This window comes from Klebsiella sp. ZJOU C1 (assembly GCF_035620215.1).
Taxonomy (GTDB): domain Bacteria; phylum Pseudomonadota; class Gammaproteobacteria; order Enterobacterales; family Enterobacteriaceae; genus Klebsiella; species Klebsiella variicola.
The window spans coordinates 62,635-79,630 of record NZ_CP141644.1; the positions used below are offsets into that span (position 1 = coordinate 62,635).

The 16,996-nt window shown below is 54.7% G+C and carries 11 protein-coding genes, 4 tRNA genes, 3 rRNA genes and 1 riboswitch; of the genes, 16 read left to right on the forward strand and 2 right to left on the reverse strand.

What is annotated here, in order from left to right:
- Positions 1-80: 80 nt before the first annotated feature.
- A riboswitch (cobalamin riboswitch) is annotated at positions 81-268 on the forward strand.
- A 64-nt stretch (positions 269-332) separates the two neighbouring features.
- The 9 genes from btuB to SPE70_RS00345 all read left to right on the forward strand — a co-directional run bounded on the left by btuB (position 333) and on the right by SPE70_RS00345 (position 8,716).
- Positions 333-2,171, forward strand: a complete 1,839-nt coding sequence (gene btuB / locus SPE70_RS00305; protein WP_064170667.1) for a TonB-dependent vitamin B12 receptor BtuB — start codon at positions 333-335, stop codon at positions 2,169-2,171.
- Entirely contained in the window at positions 2,116-2,967 is an 852-nt protein-coding gene (gene murI, locus SPE70_RS00310) for a glutamate racemase (RefSeq protein WP_008807849.1), read from the forward strand. Before btuB ends, murI begins: the two co-directional genes overlap by 56 nt.
- A gap of 396 nt (positions 2,968-3,363) precedes the next feature.
- Positions 3,364-4,903: ribosomal RNA gene (locus tag SPE70_RS00315) — 16S ribosomal RNA — on the forward strand.
- A gap of 69 nt (positions 4,904-4,972) precedes the next feature.
- A tRNA-Ile gene (locus SPE70_RS00320) sits at positions 4,973-5,049 on the forward strand.
- Between the two features lie 36 nt (positions 5,050-5,085).
- Positions 5,086-5,161, forward strand: a tRNA-Ala gene (locus SPE70_RS00325).
- A 177-nt stretch (positions 5,162-5,338) separates the two neighbouring features.
- A 23S ribosomal RNA gene (locus SPE70_RS00330) occupies positions 5,339-8,243 on the forward strand.
- 95 nt (positions 8,244-8,338) lie between these two features.
- Positions 8,339-8,454: ribosomal RNA gene (rrf, locus tag SPE70_RS00335) — 5S ribosomal RNA — on the forward strand.
- Together the 16S, 23S and 5S rRNA genes with 4 tRNA genes alongside form the textbook arrangement of a ribosomal RNA operon.
- 57 nt (positions 8,455-8,511) lie before the next feature.
- A tRNA-Asp gene (locus SPE70_RS00340) sits at positions 8,512-8,588 on the forward strand.
- Positions 8,589-8,640: 52 nt separating this feature from the next.
- Positions 8,641-8,716: transfer RNA gene (locus tag SPE70_RS00345), tRNA-Trp, on the forward strand.
- Between the two features lie 101 nt (positions 8,717-8,817).
- Here the strand turns inward: SPE70_RS00345 and hdfR are convergent.
- A complete protein-coding gene (hdfR, locus tag SPE70_RS00350) occupies positions 8,818-9,639 on the reverse strand; it encodes an HTH-type transcriptional regulator HdfR (RefSeq protein ID WP_012543255.1) in 822 nt (273 codons plus the stop codon).
- A 118-nt stretch (positions 9,640-9,757) separates the two neighbouring features.
- Here hdfR and SPE70_RS00355 point away from each other — a divergent pair, with 118 nt between their 5' ends.
- Positions 9,758-10,096 (forward strand): MaoP family protein, encoded by a 339-nt coding sequence (locus tag SPE70_RS00355; RefSeq protein WP_004886877.1) that lies wholly within the window; start codon positions 9,758-9,760, stop codon positions 10,094-10,096.
- 24 nt (positions 10,097-10,120) lie between these two features.
- On the opposite strand, the gene SPE70_RS00360 is transcribed toward SPE70_RS00355, so the two are convergent.
- Complete coding sequence (locus tag SPE70_RS00360) at positions 10,121-11,641, reverse strand: YifB family Mg chelatase-like AAA ATPase (protein ID WP_012969207.1); 1,521 nt, start codon at positions 11,639-11,641, stop codon at positions 10,121-10,123.
- 354 nt (positions 11,642-11,995) lie between these two features.
- Here SPE70_RS00360 and ilvL point away from each other — a divergent pair, with 354 nt between their 5' ends.
- From ilvL to ilvD, 6 genes are all read left to right on the forward strand, one after another.
- Complete coding sequence (gene ilvL / locus SPE70_RS00365) at positions 11,996-12,094, forward strand: ilv operon leader peptide (RefSeq protein ID WP_001311244.1); 99 nt, start codon at positions 11,996-11,998, stop codon at positions 12,092-12,094.
- Positions 12,095-12,181: 87 nt separating this feature from the next.
- The gene (ilvX, locus tag SPE70_RS26345) at positions 12,182-12,232 is read left to right on the forward strand and encodes a peptide IlvX (protein ID WP_175426296.1); all 51 of its coding nucleotides are present in this window, start codon (positions 12,182-12,184) and stop codon (positions 12,230-12,232) included.
- 2 nt (positions 12,233-12,234) lie between these two features.
- A complete protein-coding gene (ilvG, locus tag SPE70_RS00370) occupies positions 12,235-13,881 on the forward strand; it encodes an acetolactate synthase 2 catalytic subunit (RefSeq protein ID WP_008807982.1) in 1,647 nt (548 codons plus the stop codon).
- Positions 13,878-14,135, forward strand: a complete 258-nt coding sequence (ilvM, locus tag SPE70_RS00375; protein ID WP_008807981.1) for an acetolactate synthase 2 small subunit — start codon at positions 13,878-13,880, stop codon at positions 14,133-14,135. Before ilvG ends, ilvM begins: the two co-directional genes overlap by 4 nt.
- 19 nt (positions 14,136-14,154) lie before the next feature.
- Entirely contained in the window at positions 14,155-15,084 is a 930-nt protein-coding gene (locus SPE70_RS00380) for a branched-chain amino acid transaminase (RefSeq protein WP_008807980.1), read from the forward strand.
- Positions 15,085-15,144: 60 nt separating this feature from the next.
- Entirely contained in the window at positions 15,145-16,995 is a 1,851-nt protein-coding gene (gene ilvD, locus SPE70_RS00385) for a dihydroxy-acid dehydratase (RefSeq protein WP_060876633.1), read from the forward strand.
- Position 16,996: the final 1 nt, after the last annotated feature.

The following is a 16,996-nucleotide window of genomic DNA, read 5'->3' on the forward strand; positions in this document are numbered from 1 at the left end:
GTAGGGAAAGCGCCGGGGATGTCCAGCTTCGAATGTGGCGGGAAATATAATTAGCAGTCTGGACATCTATATGATTCTAATTGTAGCATTCGCCTACCGGTCCTGTGAGTTAAAAGGGAACCCAGTGGAAATCTGGGGCTGACGCGCAGCGGTAAGGAAGGTGAGAAATGAGCGCACTCGGTGCAGACACTGCGGCTAGCCGTGGGAAGTCATTATTTCTTGAAACAGCCTCCAAGCCCGAAGACCTGCCGGAATACGTCGCACTGGGTTTTATCGTCGCGAGCAACTGATAAAACCAGCGGCATCCTTTTTCTGTTTCGGATGCTTTTACAATGATTAAAAAAGCTTCGCTGATGACGGCTTTATCCGTCACGGCATTTTCCGGCTGGGCGCAGGATAGCAATTCAGATACGTTAGTGGTGACAGCAAACCGTTTTCAACAGCCGGTCAATACCGTGCTGGCGCCGACCGACATTGTGACGCGCGATGATATCGACCGCTGGCAGTCCAAAGATTTAAACGATGTCATGCGTCGTCTTCCTGGGATCGATATTGCCCGCAACGGCGGCATGGGGCAGAGCGCTTCGCTGTATGTTCGGGGGACGGAGGCTCGTCACGTGCTGGTGCTGATCGACGGTGTGCCGATGGCGCGTCCGGGGATCTCCAATGGCGTAGATATCAGTCAGATCCCTATCTCGCTGGTCCAGCGGGTGGAATACATCCGTGGCCCGCGCTCCGCAGTCTACGGCTCCGGAGCGATCGGTGGGGTGGTGAACATTATCACCATGACCGACGCTGAGCGTTCGCAAATTAACGCCGGCGCGGGGACGAACGGCTACCAGTCCTATGACGGCGCCTTTAACAAGCGGTTTGGCGATACGCTGGTTACCGCTGCCGGCGCCTATCAGACCACCAAAGGATTTAACGTTCAGCCAAACTCCTCTTATAGTGGCGACAGCGATCGCGACGGCTACCGCAATAAAATGCTGTGGGGCGGGGTACAGCATCAGTTCGATGACAACTTCTCAGGTTTCTTCCGCGGCTATGGTTATTCCGCCAACGCTGACTATGACCAGGGCAACTGGGGCTACGCAGGCGGAAACGATGAAGATCAGTCTTATACTCAGTCCTGGGATACCGGTCTGCACTACCACTCCGGGATTTACTCCTCTCAGTTGATTGCTAACTATCAGCGCATCAAAGATTACAACTACAGCAGCGACGCTGGCCGCTATGCCGCGGGCACCACCCTGGATGATATGGAACAGCGCTATATCCAGTGGGGAAATAATGTTGTGGTAGGCCATGGGGCAGTGAGCGGCGGCGTTGACTGGAAACAAGAGAAGCTGAAATCCAGCGGAACGACCAGTACCGACGTGTATAAGCGTGACACCACCGGTCTTTATCTGACTGGGCAGCAGCAGATTGATAGCGTGACGCTGGAAGCTTCCGGCCGTGAGGATCATGACGAGCAGTTTGGCTGGCACGGAACCTGGCAGACGGCGGCAGGCTGGGAGTTTATCGACGGTTATCGGACAACGCTCTCGTACGGTACAGGATTCCTCGCCCCCTCCCTTGGGCAGCAGTATGGCGCAGAGCGTTTTGGCATCGCCTCTAACCCGAACCTGAAACCCGAGGAGTCGAAGCAATGGGAAGCGGGCCTCGAAGGGTTAACGGGGCCGCTCGACTGGCGCCTCTCCGCGTATCGCTATGAGATTCAGAACCTCATCGATTACGACAACAACGCCTATTACAACGTCAAGTCTGCGACGATCAAGGGGCTGGAGTGGACGGGGAATGTCACCACCGGGCCGGTGGAGCATCATCTGACGCTGCAGTATGTTGACCCTCGCGATGACGAAACCGACAAGATCCTCTATCGCCGGGCGAAGCAGCAGGTGAAATACGAGCTGAACGGTCAGGTCTACGATCTGGGGTGGGATGTGACGTATCACTACATCGGCAAGCGTTACGATTATGACTACGACAACTCGCGTACCGTCAATATGGGTGGGTTGAGCCTCTGGGATGTCGGTTTATCGTATCCCGTCACCTCACACCTGACAGTTCGTGGTAAAATAGCCAATCTGTTCGATAAAGATTACGAGACAGTTTATGGCTACCAATCTGCAGGACGGGAATACACCTTGTCTGGCAGCTACACCTTCTGATCCACGTCCCACCGTGCTGGTGTTTGATTCCGGCGTCGGTGGGTTGTCAGTTTATAATGAGATTCGGCAGCTGCTGCCGAATCTGCATTACATCTATGCTTTTGATAACGTTGCTTTCCCGTACGGTGAGAAGAGCGAGGAGTTTATCGTTGAGCGCGTTGTGGAAATCGTGACTGCCGTTCAGCAACGCTATCCACTGGCGCTGGCGGTCATCGCCTGTAACACCGCCAGTACCGTCTCACTGCCTGCCCTGCGTGAAAAGTTCGCTTTCCCCGTCGTTGGCGTGGTGCCGGCGATCAAGCCCGCCGCCCGCTTAACGGCGAACGGTATTGTTGGCCTGCTGGCGACGCGCGGTACCGTTAAGCGTCCTTATACCCGTGAGCTGATCGACCGCTTTGCCAATGAATGTCGGATTGAGATGCTGGGGTCGGCGGAGCTGGTGGAGCTGGCGGAAGCGAAGCTGCATGGCGAGCCTGTGCCGTTAGAAGAGCTGCGCCGTATCCTGCGCCCGTGGCTGCGGATGCAGGAGCCGCCGGATACGGTGGTGCTGGGCTGCACCCACTTTCCTCTTTTACAGGAGGAGCTGCAGCGCGTTCTGCCGGAGGGCACGCGGCTTATCGATTCTGGCGCGGCGATTGCCCGCCGCACCGCCTGGCTGTTAGAGCATGAAGCGCCGGACGCGAAGTCCAGTGACGAGAATAAAGCATTCTGCATGGCGCTGACGGCAGAAACAGAACAACTTTTACCCGTTCTGCATCGCTATGGTTTCCCAACGCTGGAAAAATTACCGCTTTAAGGGCGTTTTGCACAAAAAAGAGACGGTTGAATAATTTTTTGAAAACAGGGCTTGTCAACGTCTCAGAACTCCCTATAATGCGCCTCCACTGACACGGAACAACGGCAAGCAAGCCGCCGGGTCAGCAGGGTTTCGGTGGTGAAGTTCAACGCTGAAAACCGACAGAGAAAAGCAAAATAAGCGCTTGACTCTGCATGAGGAAAACGTATTATACGGGACCTCGCAACGGTGAGCTGAAAGCCGCGTTGCAACTGCTCTTTAACAATTTATCAGACAATCTGTGTGGGCACTCAAAGTGACATGGATTCTTAATGTCTTCGGACAAAAAATGAATACCAAGTCTCTGAGTGAACATGCGTAATTCATTACGAAGTTTAATTCACGAGCATCAAACTTAAATTGAAGAGTTTGATCATGGCTCAGATTGAACGCTGGCGGCAGGCCTAACACATGCAAGTCGAGCGGTAGCACAGAGAGCTTGCTCTCGGGTGACGAGCGGCGGACGGGTGAGTAATGTCTGGGAAACTGCCTGATGGAGGGGGATAACTACTGGAAACGGTAGCTAATACCGCATAACGTCGCAAGACCAAAGTGGGGGACCTTCGGGCCTCATGCCATCAGATGTGCCCAGATGGGATTAGCTAGTAGGTGGGGTAACGGCTCACCTAGGCGACGATCCCTAGCTGGTCTGAGAGGATGACCAGCCACACTGGAACTGAGACACGGTCCAGACTCCTACGGGAGGCAGCAGTGGGGAATATTGCACAATGGGCGCAAGCCTGATGCAGCCATGCCGCGTGTGTGAAGAAGGCCTTCGGGTTGTAAAGCACTTTCAGCGGGGAGGAAGGCGGTGAGGTTAATAACCTCATCGATTGACGTTACCCGCAGAAGAAGCACCGGCTAACTCCGTGCCAGCAGCCGCGGTAATACGGAGGGTGCAAGCGTTAATCGGAATTACTGGGCGTAAAGCGCACGCAGGCGGTCTGTCAAGTCGGATGTGAAATCCCCGGGCTCAACCTGGGAACTGCATTCGAAACTGGCAGGCTAGAGTCTTGTAGAGGGGGGTAGAATTCCAGGTGTAGCGGTGAAATGCGTAGAGATCTGGAGGAATACCGGTGGCGAAGGCGGCCCCCTGGACAAAGACTGACGCTCAGGTGCGAAAGCGTGGGGAGCAAACAGGATTAGATACCCTGGTAGTCCACGCTGTAAACGATGTCGATTTGGAGGTTGTGCCCTTGAGGCGTGGCTTCCGGAGCTAACGCGTTAAATCGACCGCCTGGGGAGTACGGCCGCAAGGTTAAAACTCAAATGAATTGACGGGGGCCCGCACAAGCGGTGGAGCATGTGGTTTAATTCGATGCAACGCGAAGAACCTTACCTGGTCTTGACATCCACAGAACTTTCCAGAGATGGATTGGTGCCTTCGGGAACTGTGAGACAGGTGCTGCATGGCTGTCGTCAGCTCGTGTTGTGAAATGTTGGGTTAAGTCCCGCAACGAGCGCAACCCTTATCCTTTGTTGCCAGCGGTCCGGCCGGGAACTCAAAGGAGACTGCCAGTGATAAACTGGAGGAAGGTGGGGATGACGTCAAGTCATCATGGCCCTTACGACCAGGGCTACACACGTGCTACAATGGCATATACAAAGAGAAGCGACCTCGCGAGAGCAAGCGGACCTCATAAAGTATGTCGTAGTCCGGATTGGAGTCTGCAACTCGACTCCATGAAGTCGGAATCGCTAGTAATCGTAGATCAGAATGCTACGGTGAATACGTTCCCGGGCCTTGTACACACCGCCCGTCACACCATGGGAGTGGGTTGCAAAAGAAGTAGGTAGCTTAACCTTCGGGAGGGCGCTTACCACTTTGTGATTCATGACTGGGGTGAAGTCGTAACAAGGTAACCGTAGGGGAACCTGCGGTTGGATCACCTCCTTACCTTAAAGAACCTGCCTTTGTAGTGCTCACACAGATTGTCTGATGAAAAACAGCAGTAAAAACCTCTACAGGCTTGTAGCTCAGGTGGTTAGAGCGCACCCCTGATAAGGGTGAGGTCGGTGGTTCAAGTCCACTCAGGCCTACCAAATTTGCGAAGCAAATTTGAAGAGGTTGCAAACGATGGGGCTATAGCTCAGCTGGGAGAGCGCCTGCTTTGCACGCAGGAGGTCTGCGGTTCGATCCCGCATAGCTCCACCATCTTTACTGCAAACACAAGAAAACTTCAGAGTGAACCTGAAAAGGTGCACTGCGAAGTTTTGCTCTTTAAAAATCTGGATCAAGCTGAAAATTGAAACGACACACAGTTAATGTGTGTTCGAGTCTCTCAAATTTTCGCGACACGATGGTGTTTTACGAAACATCTTCGGGTTGTGAGGTTAAGCGACTAAGCGTACACGGTGGATGCCCTGGCAGTCAGAGGCGATGAAGGACGTGCTAATCTGCGAAAAGCGTCGGTAAGGTGATATGAACCGTTATAACCGGCGATGTCCGAATGGGGAAACCCAGTGCAATTCGTTGCACTATCGTTAACTGAATACATAGGTTAACGAGGCGAACCGGGGGAACTGAAACATCTAAGTACCCCGAGGAAAAGAAATCAACCGAGATTCCCCCAGTAGCGGCGAGCGAACGGGGAGCAGCCCAGAGTCTGAATCAGCTTGTGTGTTAGTGGAACGGTCTGGAAAGTCCGACGGTACAGGGTGATAGTCCCGTACACCAAAATGCACAGGTTGTGAACTCGAAGAGTAGGGCGGGACACGTGGTATCCTGTCTGAATATGGGGGGACCATCCTCCAAGGCTAAATACTCCTGACTGACCGATAGTGAACCAGTACCGTGAGGGAAAGGCGAAAAGAACCCCGGCGAGGGGAGTGAAAAAGAACCTGAAACCGTGTACGTACAAGCAGTGGGAGCACCTTCGGGTGTGACTGCGTACCTTTTGTATAATGGGTCAGCGACTTATATTCTGTAGCAAGGTTAACCGTATAGGGGAGCCGCAGGGAAACCGAGTCTTAACTGGGCGTTAAGTTGCAGGGTATAGACCCGAAACCCGGTGATCTAGCCATGGGCAGGTTGAAGGTTGGGTAACACTAACTGGAGGACCGAACCGACTAATGTTGAAAAATTAGCGGATGACTTGTGGCTGGGGGTGAAAGGCCAATCAAACCGGGAGATAGCTGGTTCTCCCCGAAAGCTATTTAGGTAGCGCCTCGTGAACTCATCTTCGGGGGTAGAGCACTGTTTCGGCTAGGGGGTCATCCCGACTTACCAACCCGATGCAAACTACGAATACCGAAGAATGTTATCACGGGAGACACACGGCGGGTGCTAACGTCCGTCGTGAAGAGGGAAACAACCCAGACCGCCAGCTAAGGTCCCAAAGTCATGGTTAAGTGGGAAACGATGTGGGAAGGCACAGACAGCCAGGATGTTGGCTTAGAAGCAGCCATCATTTAAAGAAAGCGTAATAGCTCACTGGTCGAGTCGGCCTGCGCGGAAGATGTAACGGGGCTAAACCATGCACCGAAGCTGCGGCAGCGACGCTTATGCGTTGTTGGGTAGGGGAGCGTTCTGTAAGCCTGCGAAGGTGGCCTGTGAGGGTTGCTGGAGGTATCAGAAGTGCGAATGCTGACATAAGTAACGATAAAGCGGGTGAAAAGCCCGCTCGCCGGAAGACCAAGGGTTCCTGTCCAACGTTAATCGGGGCAGGGTGAGTCGACCCCTAAGGCGAGGCCGAAAGGCGTAGTCGATGGGAAACAGGTTAATATTCCTGTACTTGGTGTTACTGCGAAGGGGGGACGGAGAAGGCTATGTTAGCCGGGCGACGGTTGTCCCGGTTTAAGCATGTAGGCGGAGGTTCCAGGTAAATCCGGTACCTTTTAACGCTGAGGTGTGATGACGAGGCACTACGGTGCTGAAGTAACAAATGCCCTGCTTCCAGGAAAAGCCTCTAAGCATCAGGTAACATTAAATCGTACCCCAAACCGACACAGGTGGTCAGGTAGAGAATACCAAGGCGCTTGAGAGAACTCGGGTGAAGGAACTAGGCAAAATGGTGCCGTAACTTCGGGAGAAGGCACGCTGGTGTGTAGGTGAAGTCCCTGCGGATGGAGCTGAGACCAGTCGAAGATACCAGCTGGCTGCAACTGTTTATTAAAAACACAGCACTGTGCAAACACGAAAGTGGACGTATACGGTGTGACGCCTGCCCGGTGCCGGAAGGTTAATTGATGGGGTTATCCGTAAGGAGAAGCTCTTGATCGAAGCCCCGGTAAACGGCGGCCGTAACTATAACGGTCCTAAGGTAGCGAAATTCCTTGTCGGGTAAGTTCCGACCTGCACGAATGGCGTAATGATGGCCAGGCTGTCTCCACCCGAGACTCAGTGAAATTGAACTCGCTGTGAAGATGCAGTGTACCCGCGGCAAGACGGAAAGACCCCGTGAACCTTTACTATAGCTTGACACTGAACATTGAGCCTTGATGTGTAGGATAGGTGGGAGGCTTTGAAGCGTGGACGCCAGTCTGCGTGGAGCCAACCTTGAAATACCACCCTTTAATGTTTGATGTTCTAACGTAGGCCCCTGACCGGGGTTGCGGACAGTGTCTGGTGGGTAGTTTGACTGGGGCGGTCTCCTCCCAAAGAGTAACGGAGGAGCACGAAGGTTAGCTAATCCTGGTCGGACATCAGGAGGTTAGTGCAATGGCATAAGCTAGCTTGACTGCGAGCGTGACGGCGCGAGCAGGTGCGAAAGCAGGTCATAGTGATCCGGTGGTTCTGAATGGAAGGGCCATCGCTCAACGGATAAAAGGTACTCCGGGGATAACAGGCTGATACCGCCCAAGAGTTCATATCGACGGCGGTGTTTGGCACCTCGATGTCGGCTCATCACATCCTGGGGCTGAAGTAGGTCCCAAGGGTATGGCTGTTCGCCATTTAAAGTGGTACGCGAGCTGGGTTTAGAACGTCGTGAGACAGTTCGGTCCCTATCTGCCGTGGGCGCTGGAGAATTGAGGGGGGCTGCTCCTAGTACGAGAGGACCGGAGTGGACGCATCACTGGTGTTCGGGTTGTCATGCCAATGGCACTGCCCGGTAGCTAAATGCGGAAGAGATAAGTGCTGAAAGCATCTAAGCACGAAACTTGCCCCGAGATGAGTTCTCCCTGAGACTTTAAGTCTCCTGAAGGAACGTTGAAGACGACGACGTTGATAGGCCGGGTGTGTAAGCGCAGCGATGCGTTGAGCTAACCGGTACTAATGAACCGTGAGGCTTAACCTTACAACGCCGAAGATGTTTTGGCGATTTGAGAGAATTTTCAGCTCTGATACAGATTAATCAATGCGTCCGTGAGACGTGTTGAAAAACAGAATTTGCCTGGCGGCGATAGCGCGGTGGTCCCACCTGACCCCATGCCGAACTCAGAAGTGAAACGCCGTAGCGCCGATGGTAGTGTGGGGTCTCCCCATGTGAGAGTAGGGAACTGCCAGGCATCAAATTGCAGTAAGCCGGGGTGACAACCGGTGGTAATAAAGCGAAGAAATTCGGTGGAGCGGTAGTTCAGTCGGTTAGAATACCTGCCTGTCACGCAGGGGGTCGCGGGTTCGAGTCCCGTCCGTTCCGCCACTTATTAAAATTAAGCCTGCTATATTAGCGGGCTTAATAGCGAGAAAGATTTAGGGGCGTAGCTCAGTTGGTAGAGCACCGGTCTCCAAAACCGGGTGTCGCGAGTTCGAGTCTCTCCGCCCCTGCCATATATAATCCTTTGCTTAGGCAAAGGATTTTTTTTGCTTGTAATTTTTCCATTCCTCTCTCTTCCTTGCTTTCTGAGCACTCCATCCATGGAGTCAGATCTTTATTCCAGTATGCTGCTTTTCAGGATCTCGCGAATATGCGCTTGTTTATCACTATTTTGTAGCCAAATGGCATACAGAGGACGTGAGAGCGTTACGCTATCGGTCACCGTATGCAGACCACTTTTCTGCTGCGCCCAACTGACGGGTAACCAGGTACAGCCATTCAAGGTACTGAGTTGCTGATAAGCCAGTTCTGCGGAGCTCGTCGTTAACAGTGGCACATCATCGCTACCAATCAGCCCCACTTCGTTTTGCTGGAAATCCGGCCCCCATTCCAGACGCAGGTAGTTCAAATCATTCTTATTTTTCCCTGGGGCGGCACAATAGAGCGCCAGGGTGAAATTACCCAGCAACTGGCAGCTTAATTCATCCATCTTCGGTGATTCAGTTGTGATCAGGAGATCGAGCTGGCGTTCATGCAACTGTTTAACTAATGACTGACGTTGGGCGATCCGCGCCTCGAATTGCAGGTTATAGGGATCTTTGTAGAGAGTCCCCAACCAGCCGTTCAGTAGACATTCCCACAGCGACGCGCTGGCCCCGATGGAGAATTCGTTATGTCGCGAAGAGTGAGCGACCTCCTTGCGCGCGGCCTGCCAGGTGTTCATCAACGTTTCGGCGTAGGGCAGGAGCTTTTCTCCGGCGGTCGTCAGACGAATGTTATTACGATGGCGGGTGAACAGGTTCACGCCAAGTTGATTCTCCAGCTGACGAATACGAAAGCTGACCGCTGACTGCGTCAGGTAAAGTGCCTCTGCTGCCCGCCCAAAGTGACGAGTTCTGCTCACTTCCAGGAAAGTCTTGAGCAATTCCGTATCCACACCGTTCTCCACAAAATTATTTGTCGTCATGATTTAAATGTTTTGTTTGACGCTCTGTCAAGCGTAACTAATACTCCGCGCCATAAATAGCTCGGCCAAAGAATCAGGAGCGTGTAGGATGGCGGAAAGCTTTACGACGACTAATCGTTTTTTCGACAATAAAAATTATCCACGCGGGTTCTCCCGTCATGGTGATTTCACCATCAAAGAGGCGCAACTGCTGGAACGTCATGGTTATGCCTTTAACGAACTGGAACTGGGTAAACGCGAACCTGTTACCGATGATGAAAAACAATTTGTCTCGGTGTGCCGTGGTGAACGTGAGCCGGTAACGGAAGCAGAACGCGTATGGATTAAGTATATGGCACGCATTAAGCGGCCGAAGCGTTTCCATACTCTTTCCGGCGGCAAACCGCAGATGGAAGGCGCTGACGATTACACCGAAAGCGATGACTAAGAAAAAAGGGCGTAAGCCCTTTTTTTACGCCATCATTTTCTGCAGATGGTTTAGCATCCGGTCTATTGCCCGATAGCTGAGCGCCTCCTGCAAATGGCGGCGTTCAATCTCTTCAGCTTCTGCCAGATCGGCAATGGTTCTTGCCACCTTTAACAGACGCTGCCAGGCCCGTATAGAAAGCCCCAGCTGCGTTAACGTCTGTTCCAGCCAAAGCGCATCCTCCTGGCGCAAGTGACAGCAGCTCTTCATTTCACGATTCTCAAGATGCGCATTCAGCTTATTTTGCCTGAGCATTTGACGTTCACGTGCCGCCAGCACACGCTGACGGACCGTCGCACTCGATTCTTCGCCCTGCGTGCCCTGGCTCAGTATCCCCGGCGGCGGGAGCGGGATCTCTAAAGAAAGATCGAAGCGGTCGAGAAAAGGGCCGGACAGGCGCCCAAGGTAGCGCAATGTCTGCTCAGGCGACGCGCGATTATGTTTGCCCTGATAATGCCCGGTAGGGCTTGGGTTCATTGCCGCGATAAGCTGAAAACGCGCCGGATAGTCAATCTTGGCGCGCGATCGTGATATGTGGATCTTGCCTGACTCAATGGGTTCACGCAGCGCGTCCAGCACCCGTCGTTCAAACTCTGGCAGTTCATCAAGAAATAGGACGCCATTATGGGCCAGTGAAATCTCGCCGGGGACAGGTATTGAGCCTCCGCCTACCATCGCTGCCAGCGAGGCGCTATGGTGAGGGGCGCGAAACGGCCTCTGACGCCACCGGGTCTTCGCAGTCTGGAGGTTGACCAGACTTTGAATGGCCGTGCTCTCCAGCGCTTCCTGGTTGCTTAATGGCGGCAAAAGGCCGGGGAGCCGGCAGGCAAGCATTGTTTTGCCGGTACCGGGCGGGCCAATCAGCAGCAGGTTGTGGCCACCGGCCGCCACAATCTCCAGCGCTCGCTTGCCTTGTTGTTGGCCGATAACATCACGTAGATCTTCACAGCGTTCATCAACGGCGGGCACGTCGGCGAGAGGCGGCGAGAGCGATGCTTGCCCTGCGAGAAACGCGCACACCTGTTGCAGATGGTCGGCGACCAGGCAATCGCTGCCGCCGATCAGACCCACCTCAGCCGCATTGTCAGAGGAGACGACAATGCGCCGGCCGGCTTTGATGGCTTCCATTGCGCTGGGGATCGCCCCTGGAACGCCGCGTAAGCCGCCTGTAAGGGCGAGTTCGCCCACAAACTCATATTGATTCAATCGGGTAGTGTTGAGCTGCTCTGAGGCGACGAGAAGCGCGAGAGCGATGGGAAGGTCATATCGCCCGCCCTCTTTGGGCAGATCCGCGGGTGCCAGGTTAATGGTTATTTTCTTCGCAGGGAAAGCGTAGCCGCTGTTGATCAAGGCGCTGCGTACCCGGTCGCGGGCCTCTTTCACGGTGGTCTCCGGTAGCCCGACCATGGTCAAGCCAGGCAGACCGCTGCTGAGATGAACCTCGATAGTAATCAATGGCGCTTCGATACCGAGCGCCGCGCGTGTGTAAACGATGGCGAGCGACATAAAACCTCCTGGACAGAGAAGGATTATGACGAGCCTGCCGTGAAACGGCAGCGGCAATAACACGAAGTTAGAAGCATAAATCCATTATTTTCACGCCATCTCGTTACATTTAGCCGAAAATGGAAGCGTGATCGAAAAAGGTGGTGCATCCGAAACAGAGATGGGCGCTGAGCGTACAGCGTGAAAGAAAACTGAATTTTTTTCATTTCTGATTTTCTTCATATAAAACAATTATTTTTCCTGAAACTGTTAGGCTGCTCAGAAACCAGGATATAAAAAAATCTTGTGTTTTATGTGATGTCTGTGGTACCTCTTTAGGTATTCCTTCGAACAAGAAGCCAGAAAGTACAGAAAATGACAGCCCTTCTACGAGTGATTAGCCTGGTCGTGATTAGCGTGGTGGTGATTATTATCCCACCGTGCGGGGCTGCACTTGGACGAGGAAAGGCTTAAGAATCAAGCCTTAACGAACTAAGACCCCCGCACCGAAAGGTCCGGGGGTTTTTTTATAACTGAAATAACCTAAGCGAGGAGCAGATGATGACTTTTAGCATAAAATTCTGTTTCTCCCGATTTATGACGGGGAACTAACTATGAATGGCGCGCAGTGGGTGGTACATGCTTTGCGGACACAGGGAGTCGACACAGTTTTTGGCTATCCGGGTGGCGCAATTATGCCGGTTTACGATGCACTGTATGACGGCGGCGTGGAGCACCTGCTGTGTCGGCATGAGCAAGGGGCAGCCATGGCGGCTATTGGCTATGCGCGAGCAACCGGGAAAACCGGGGTGTGCATAGCGACGTCCGGCCCGGGCGCGACCAACCTGATCACTGGCCTGGCGGACGCCCTGCTTGATTCCATTCCCATTGTCGCTATCACCGGCCAGGTGGCCGCTCCCTTCATCGGCACGGATGCGTTCCAGGAAGTAGACGTTCTTGGTTTGTCACTGGCCTGTACTAAGCACAGTTTCCTCGTGCAGTCTCTGGATGAGCTGCCGCGGGTTATCGCTGAAGCTTTCCAGGTGGCAAACTCAGGCCGTCCGGGCCCGGTGCTGGTTGATATCCCTAAGGATATTCAGATGGCCCAGGGCGAGCTTGATCCTCATTTCTCTACCGTCGACGATGAGATGGCGTTCCCGCAGGCGGAGGTTGCTCAGGCTCTGCAGATGCTGGCTCAGTCACAGAAGCCGATGCTGTATGTTGGCGGCGGGGTGGGTATGGCGCAGGCGGTACCGGCTTTGCGTGAATTCCTGGCGGTAACCCGAATGCCGGCAACCTGCACGCTGAAAGGGCTGGGCGTGGTGGCCGCAGATTATCCGTATTATCTCGGTATGCTGGGCATGCACGGCACTAAGGCGGCCAACCTGGCGGTACAGGAGTGCGATCTGCTGATCGCTGTCGGCGCGCGCTTTGACGATCGTGTGACCGGTAAGCTCAATACCTTCGCTCCGCATGCCAAAGTGATCCACATGGACATCGATCCGGCGGAGCTGAACAAGCTGCGTCAGGCGCACATCGGTCTGACCGGCGATCTGAACCGCTTGCTGCCGGCGCTGCAGCAGCCGTTAGCTATCGATGCCTGGCGCGAGCATAATGCCGCACTGCGTACCGAGCACGCCTGGCGTTACGATCATCCCGGCGAGGCGATCTACGCGCCGCTGCTGCTGAAGCAGCTTTCCGACCGTAAGCCGGCGGATAGCGTCGTGACAACCGACGTTGGCCAGCACCAGATGTGGTCGGCTCAACATATGACCTATACCCGCCCGGAAAACTTTATCACCTCCAGCGGCTTAGGCACCATGGGCTTTGGCCTGCCAGCCGCCGTTGGTGCCCAGGTGGCGCGCCCGGACGATACGGTGATCTGTATCTCCGGTGACGGTTCCTTCATGATGAACGTGCAGGAGCTGGGCACCGTCAAGCGCAAACAATTACCGTTAAAGATCGTGTTACTCGACAACCAGCGGTTAGGGATGGTTCGACAATGGCAGCAGCTGTTTTTCCAGGAACGTTATAGCGAAACCACTCTGACTGATAACCCTGATTTCCTCACGCTGGCCAGCGCCTTCGGTATTCCTGGCCAACACATCACCCGTAAAGACCAGGTTGAAGCGGCACTCGACACCATGCTTTCGAGCCAGGGGCCATACCTGCTTCATGTCTCAATTGACGAACTTGAGAATGTCTGGCCGTTGGTGCCGCCCGGCGCCAGTAATGCAGAAATGCTGGAGAAATTATCATGAAGCAACATCAGGTCGCTTTGCAGGCGCGTTTCAATCCGGAAACCTTAGAGCGCGTGCTGCGCGTGGTCCGCCACCGTGGTTTTCAAATCTGCGCAATGAATATGGAAACCGCGTCGGATGCGCAAAATATAAATATCGAATTGACCGTTGCCAGCCCGCGGCCCGTCGAATTACTGTTTAGTCAATTAAGTAAACTGGTCGACGTCGCCTGCGTCGAGATCCAGCAACCCACATCACAACAAATCCGCGCCTGAGCGCAGAGGAATAAAAAAAATGACGACGAAGAAAGCTGACTACATTTGGTTCAATGGCGAGATGACCCCATGGGGCGAGGCGAAAGTGCACGTCATGTCCCATGCGTTGCACTACGGGACTTCGGTATTCGAAGGCATCCGCTGCTACGACTCGCACAAGGGCCCGGTGGTGTTCCGTCATCGCGAACATATGCAGCGTCTGCATGACTCAGCCAAAATTTATCGTTTCCCGGTCTCGCAGAGCGTTGATGAGCTGATGGAAGCCTGCCGCGAAGTTATCCGTACCAATAAACTGACCAGCGCTTATATTCGTCCGCTGGTGTTTGTTGGCGATGTTGGCATGGGCGTTAACCCGCCGGACGGTTACAAAACCGACGTTATCATCGCGGCGTTCCCGTGGGGCGCCTACCTCGGCGCAGAAGCGCTGGAGCAGGGGATCGATGCGATGGTTTCTTCCTGGAACCGCGCGGCGCCTAACACCATCCCAACCGCGGCGAAAGCGGGCGGCAACTATCTCTCCTCTCTGCTGGTCGGCAGCGAAGCGCGTCGTCACGGTTATCAGGAAGGTATCGCGCTGGATGTTAACGGTTATATCTCCGAAGGTGCAGGCGAAAACCTGTTTGAGGTAAAAGATGGCGTGCTGTTTACTCCGCCGTTCACCTCTTCCGCGCTGCCGGGCATTACCCGCGACGCGATCATCAAACTGGCGAAAGATCTTGGCATCGAAGTGCGCGAGCAGGTGCTGTCCCGTGAATCGCTGTACCTCGCGGATGAAGTGTTCATGTCCGGCACCGCGGCAGAAATCACCCCGGTACGCAGCGTTGACGGCATCCAGGTCGGCGCAGGTCGCCGCGGGCCGGTGACCAAACGCATTCAGGAAGCCTTCTTTGGCCTCTTCACCGGTGAAACAGAAGATAAATGGGGCTGGTTGGATCCGGTAAGTAAGTAATTAAAAATGGGACGGCACGCACCGTCCCATTTAATAAACAGAGATGGGAGTAAAAAGAGCATGCCTAAGTACCGTTCCGCCACCACCACACATGGCCGCAACATGGCGGGCGCCCGCGCGTTGTGGCGCGCAACCGGAATGACCGATGCCGATTTCGGCAAACCGATTATCGCCGTCGTCAACTCCTTTACCCAGTTTGTCCCCGGGCACGTGCACCTGCGCGATCTCGGTAAACTGGTTGCCGAGCAGATTGAAGCGGCAGGCGGTGTCGCCAAAGAATTTAACACCATCGCGGTGGATGATGGGATCGCCATGGGCCACGGGGGTATGCTCTATTCACTGCCATCCCGCGAGCTGATCGCCGACTCGGTCGAGTACATGGTTAACGCCCACTGCGCCGATGCCATGGTCTGTATCTCCAACTGCGACAAAATCACCCCGGGGATGCTGATGGCCTCTCTGCGCCTGAACATTCCGGTGATCTTTGTTTCCGGCGGCCCAATGGAAGCCGGGAAGACCAAGCTGTCAGATAAAATCATCAAGCTCGACCTGGTGGATGCGATGATCCAGGGGGCGGATCCGAAAGTGTCCGACGAACAGAGTAACCAGGTGGAACGTTCCGCTTGTCCGACCTGTGGTTCCTGTTCCGGGATGTTCACCGCGAACTCCATGAACTGCCTGACCGAAGCGCTGGGCCTGTCACAGCCGGGTAACGGCTCGCTGCTGGCGACCCACGCCGATCGTAAGGAGCTGTTCCTGAACGCCGGTAAACGTATCGTGGAGCTGACCAAACGCTACTACGAGCAGGATGACGCTTCCGCCCTGCCGCGTAATATCGCCAGCAAGGCGGCATTTGAAAACGCCATGACCCTCGATATCGCGATGGGCGGTTCAACCAATACCGTACTGCACCTGCTGGCGGCGGCGCAGGAAGCCGAAATCGACTTCACCATGAGCGATATCGACAAACTGTCCCGCAAGGTCCCGCAGCTGTGTAAAGTGGCGCCGAGTACGCAGAAATACCATATGGAAGACGTGCACCGGGCTGGTGGCGTTCTGGGCATTCTGGGCGAGCTGGACCGCGCGGGGTTACTCAACCGCGATGTGAAAAACGTCCTTGGCCTGACGCTGCCGCAGACCCTGGAACAGTACGATGTAATGGTGACCCAGGACGACGCGGTGAAAAAAATGTTCCGCGCCGGCCCGGCCGGGATCCGTACCACCCAGGCGTTCTCGCAGGATTGCCGCTGGGATACGCTGGATGACGATCGCGCCGAGGGATGTATCCGTTCTCTGGAACATGCCTACAGTAAAGACGGTGGCCTGGCGGTCCTGTACGGTAACTTTGCCGAAAACGGCTGTATCGTCAAAACCGCTGGTGTGGACGATAGCATCCTGAAATTTACCGGCCCGGCGAAAGTTTATGAAAGCCAGGACGAAGCGGTTGATGCCATCCTCGGCGGCAAAGTCGTGGAAGGCGACGTCGTGGTTATTCGCTATGAAGGGCCGAAAGGCGGGCCGGGGATGCAGGAAATGCTCTATCCGACCACCTTCCTGAAGTCCATGGGTCTTGGCAAAGCGTGCGCGCTGATCACCGATGGCCGTTTCTCCGGCGGCACCTCCGGGCTGTCCATCGGCCACGTATCGCCGGAAGCGGCGAGCGGCGGCAACATCGCGATCATCGAAGATGGCGACATGATTGCTATCGATATTCCGAACCGCGGTATTCAGCTGCAGCTCAGCGATGCCGAAATCGCCGCCCGTCGCGAAGCGCAGGAAGCGCGTGGCGATCAGGCGTGGACGCCGAAAGACCGCGAGCGCCAGGTCTCCTTTGCACTGCGCGCTTATGCCAGTCTCGCGACCAGCGCCGACAAGGGCGCGGTGCGCGATAAATCAAAACTGGGTGGCTAAT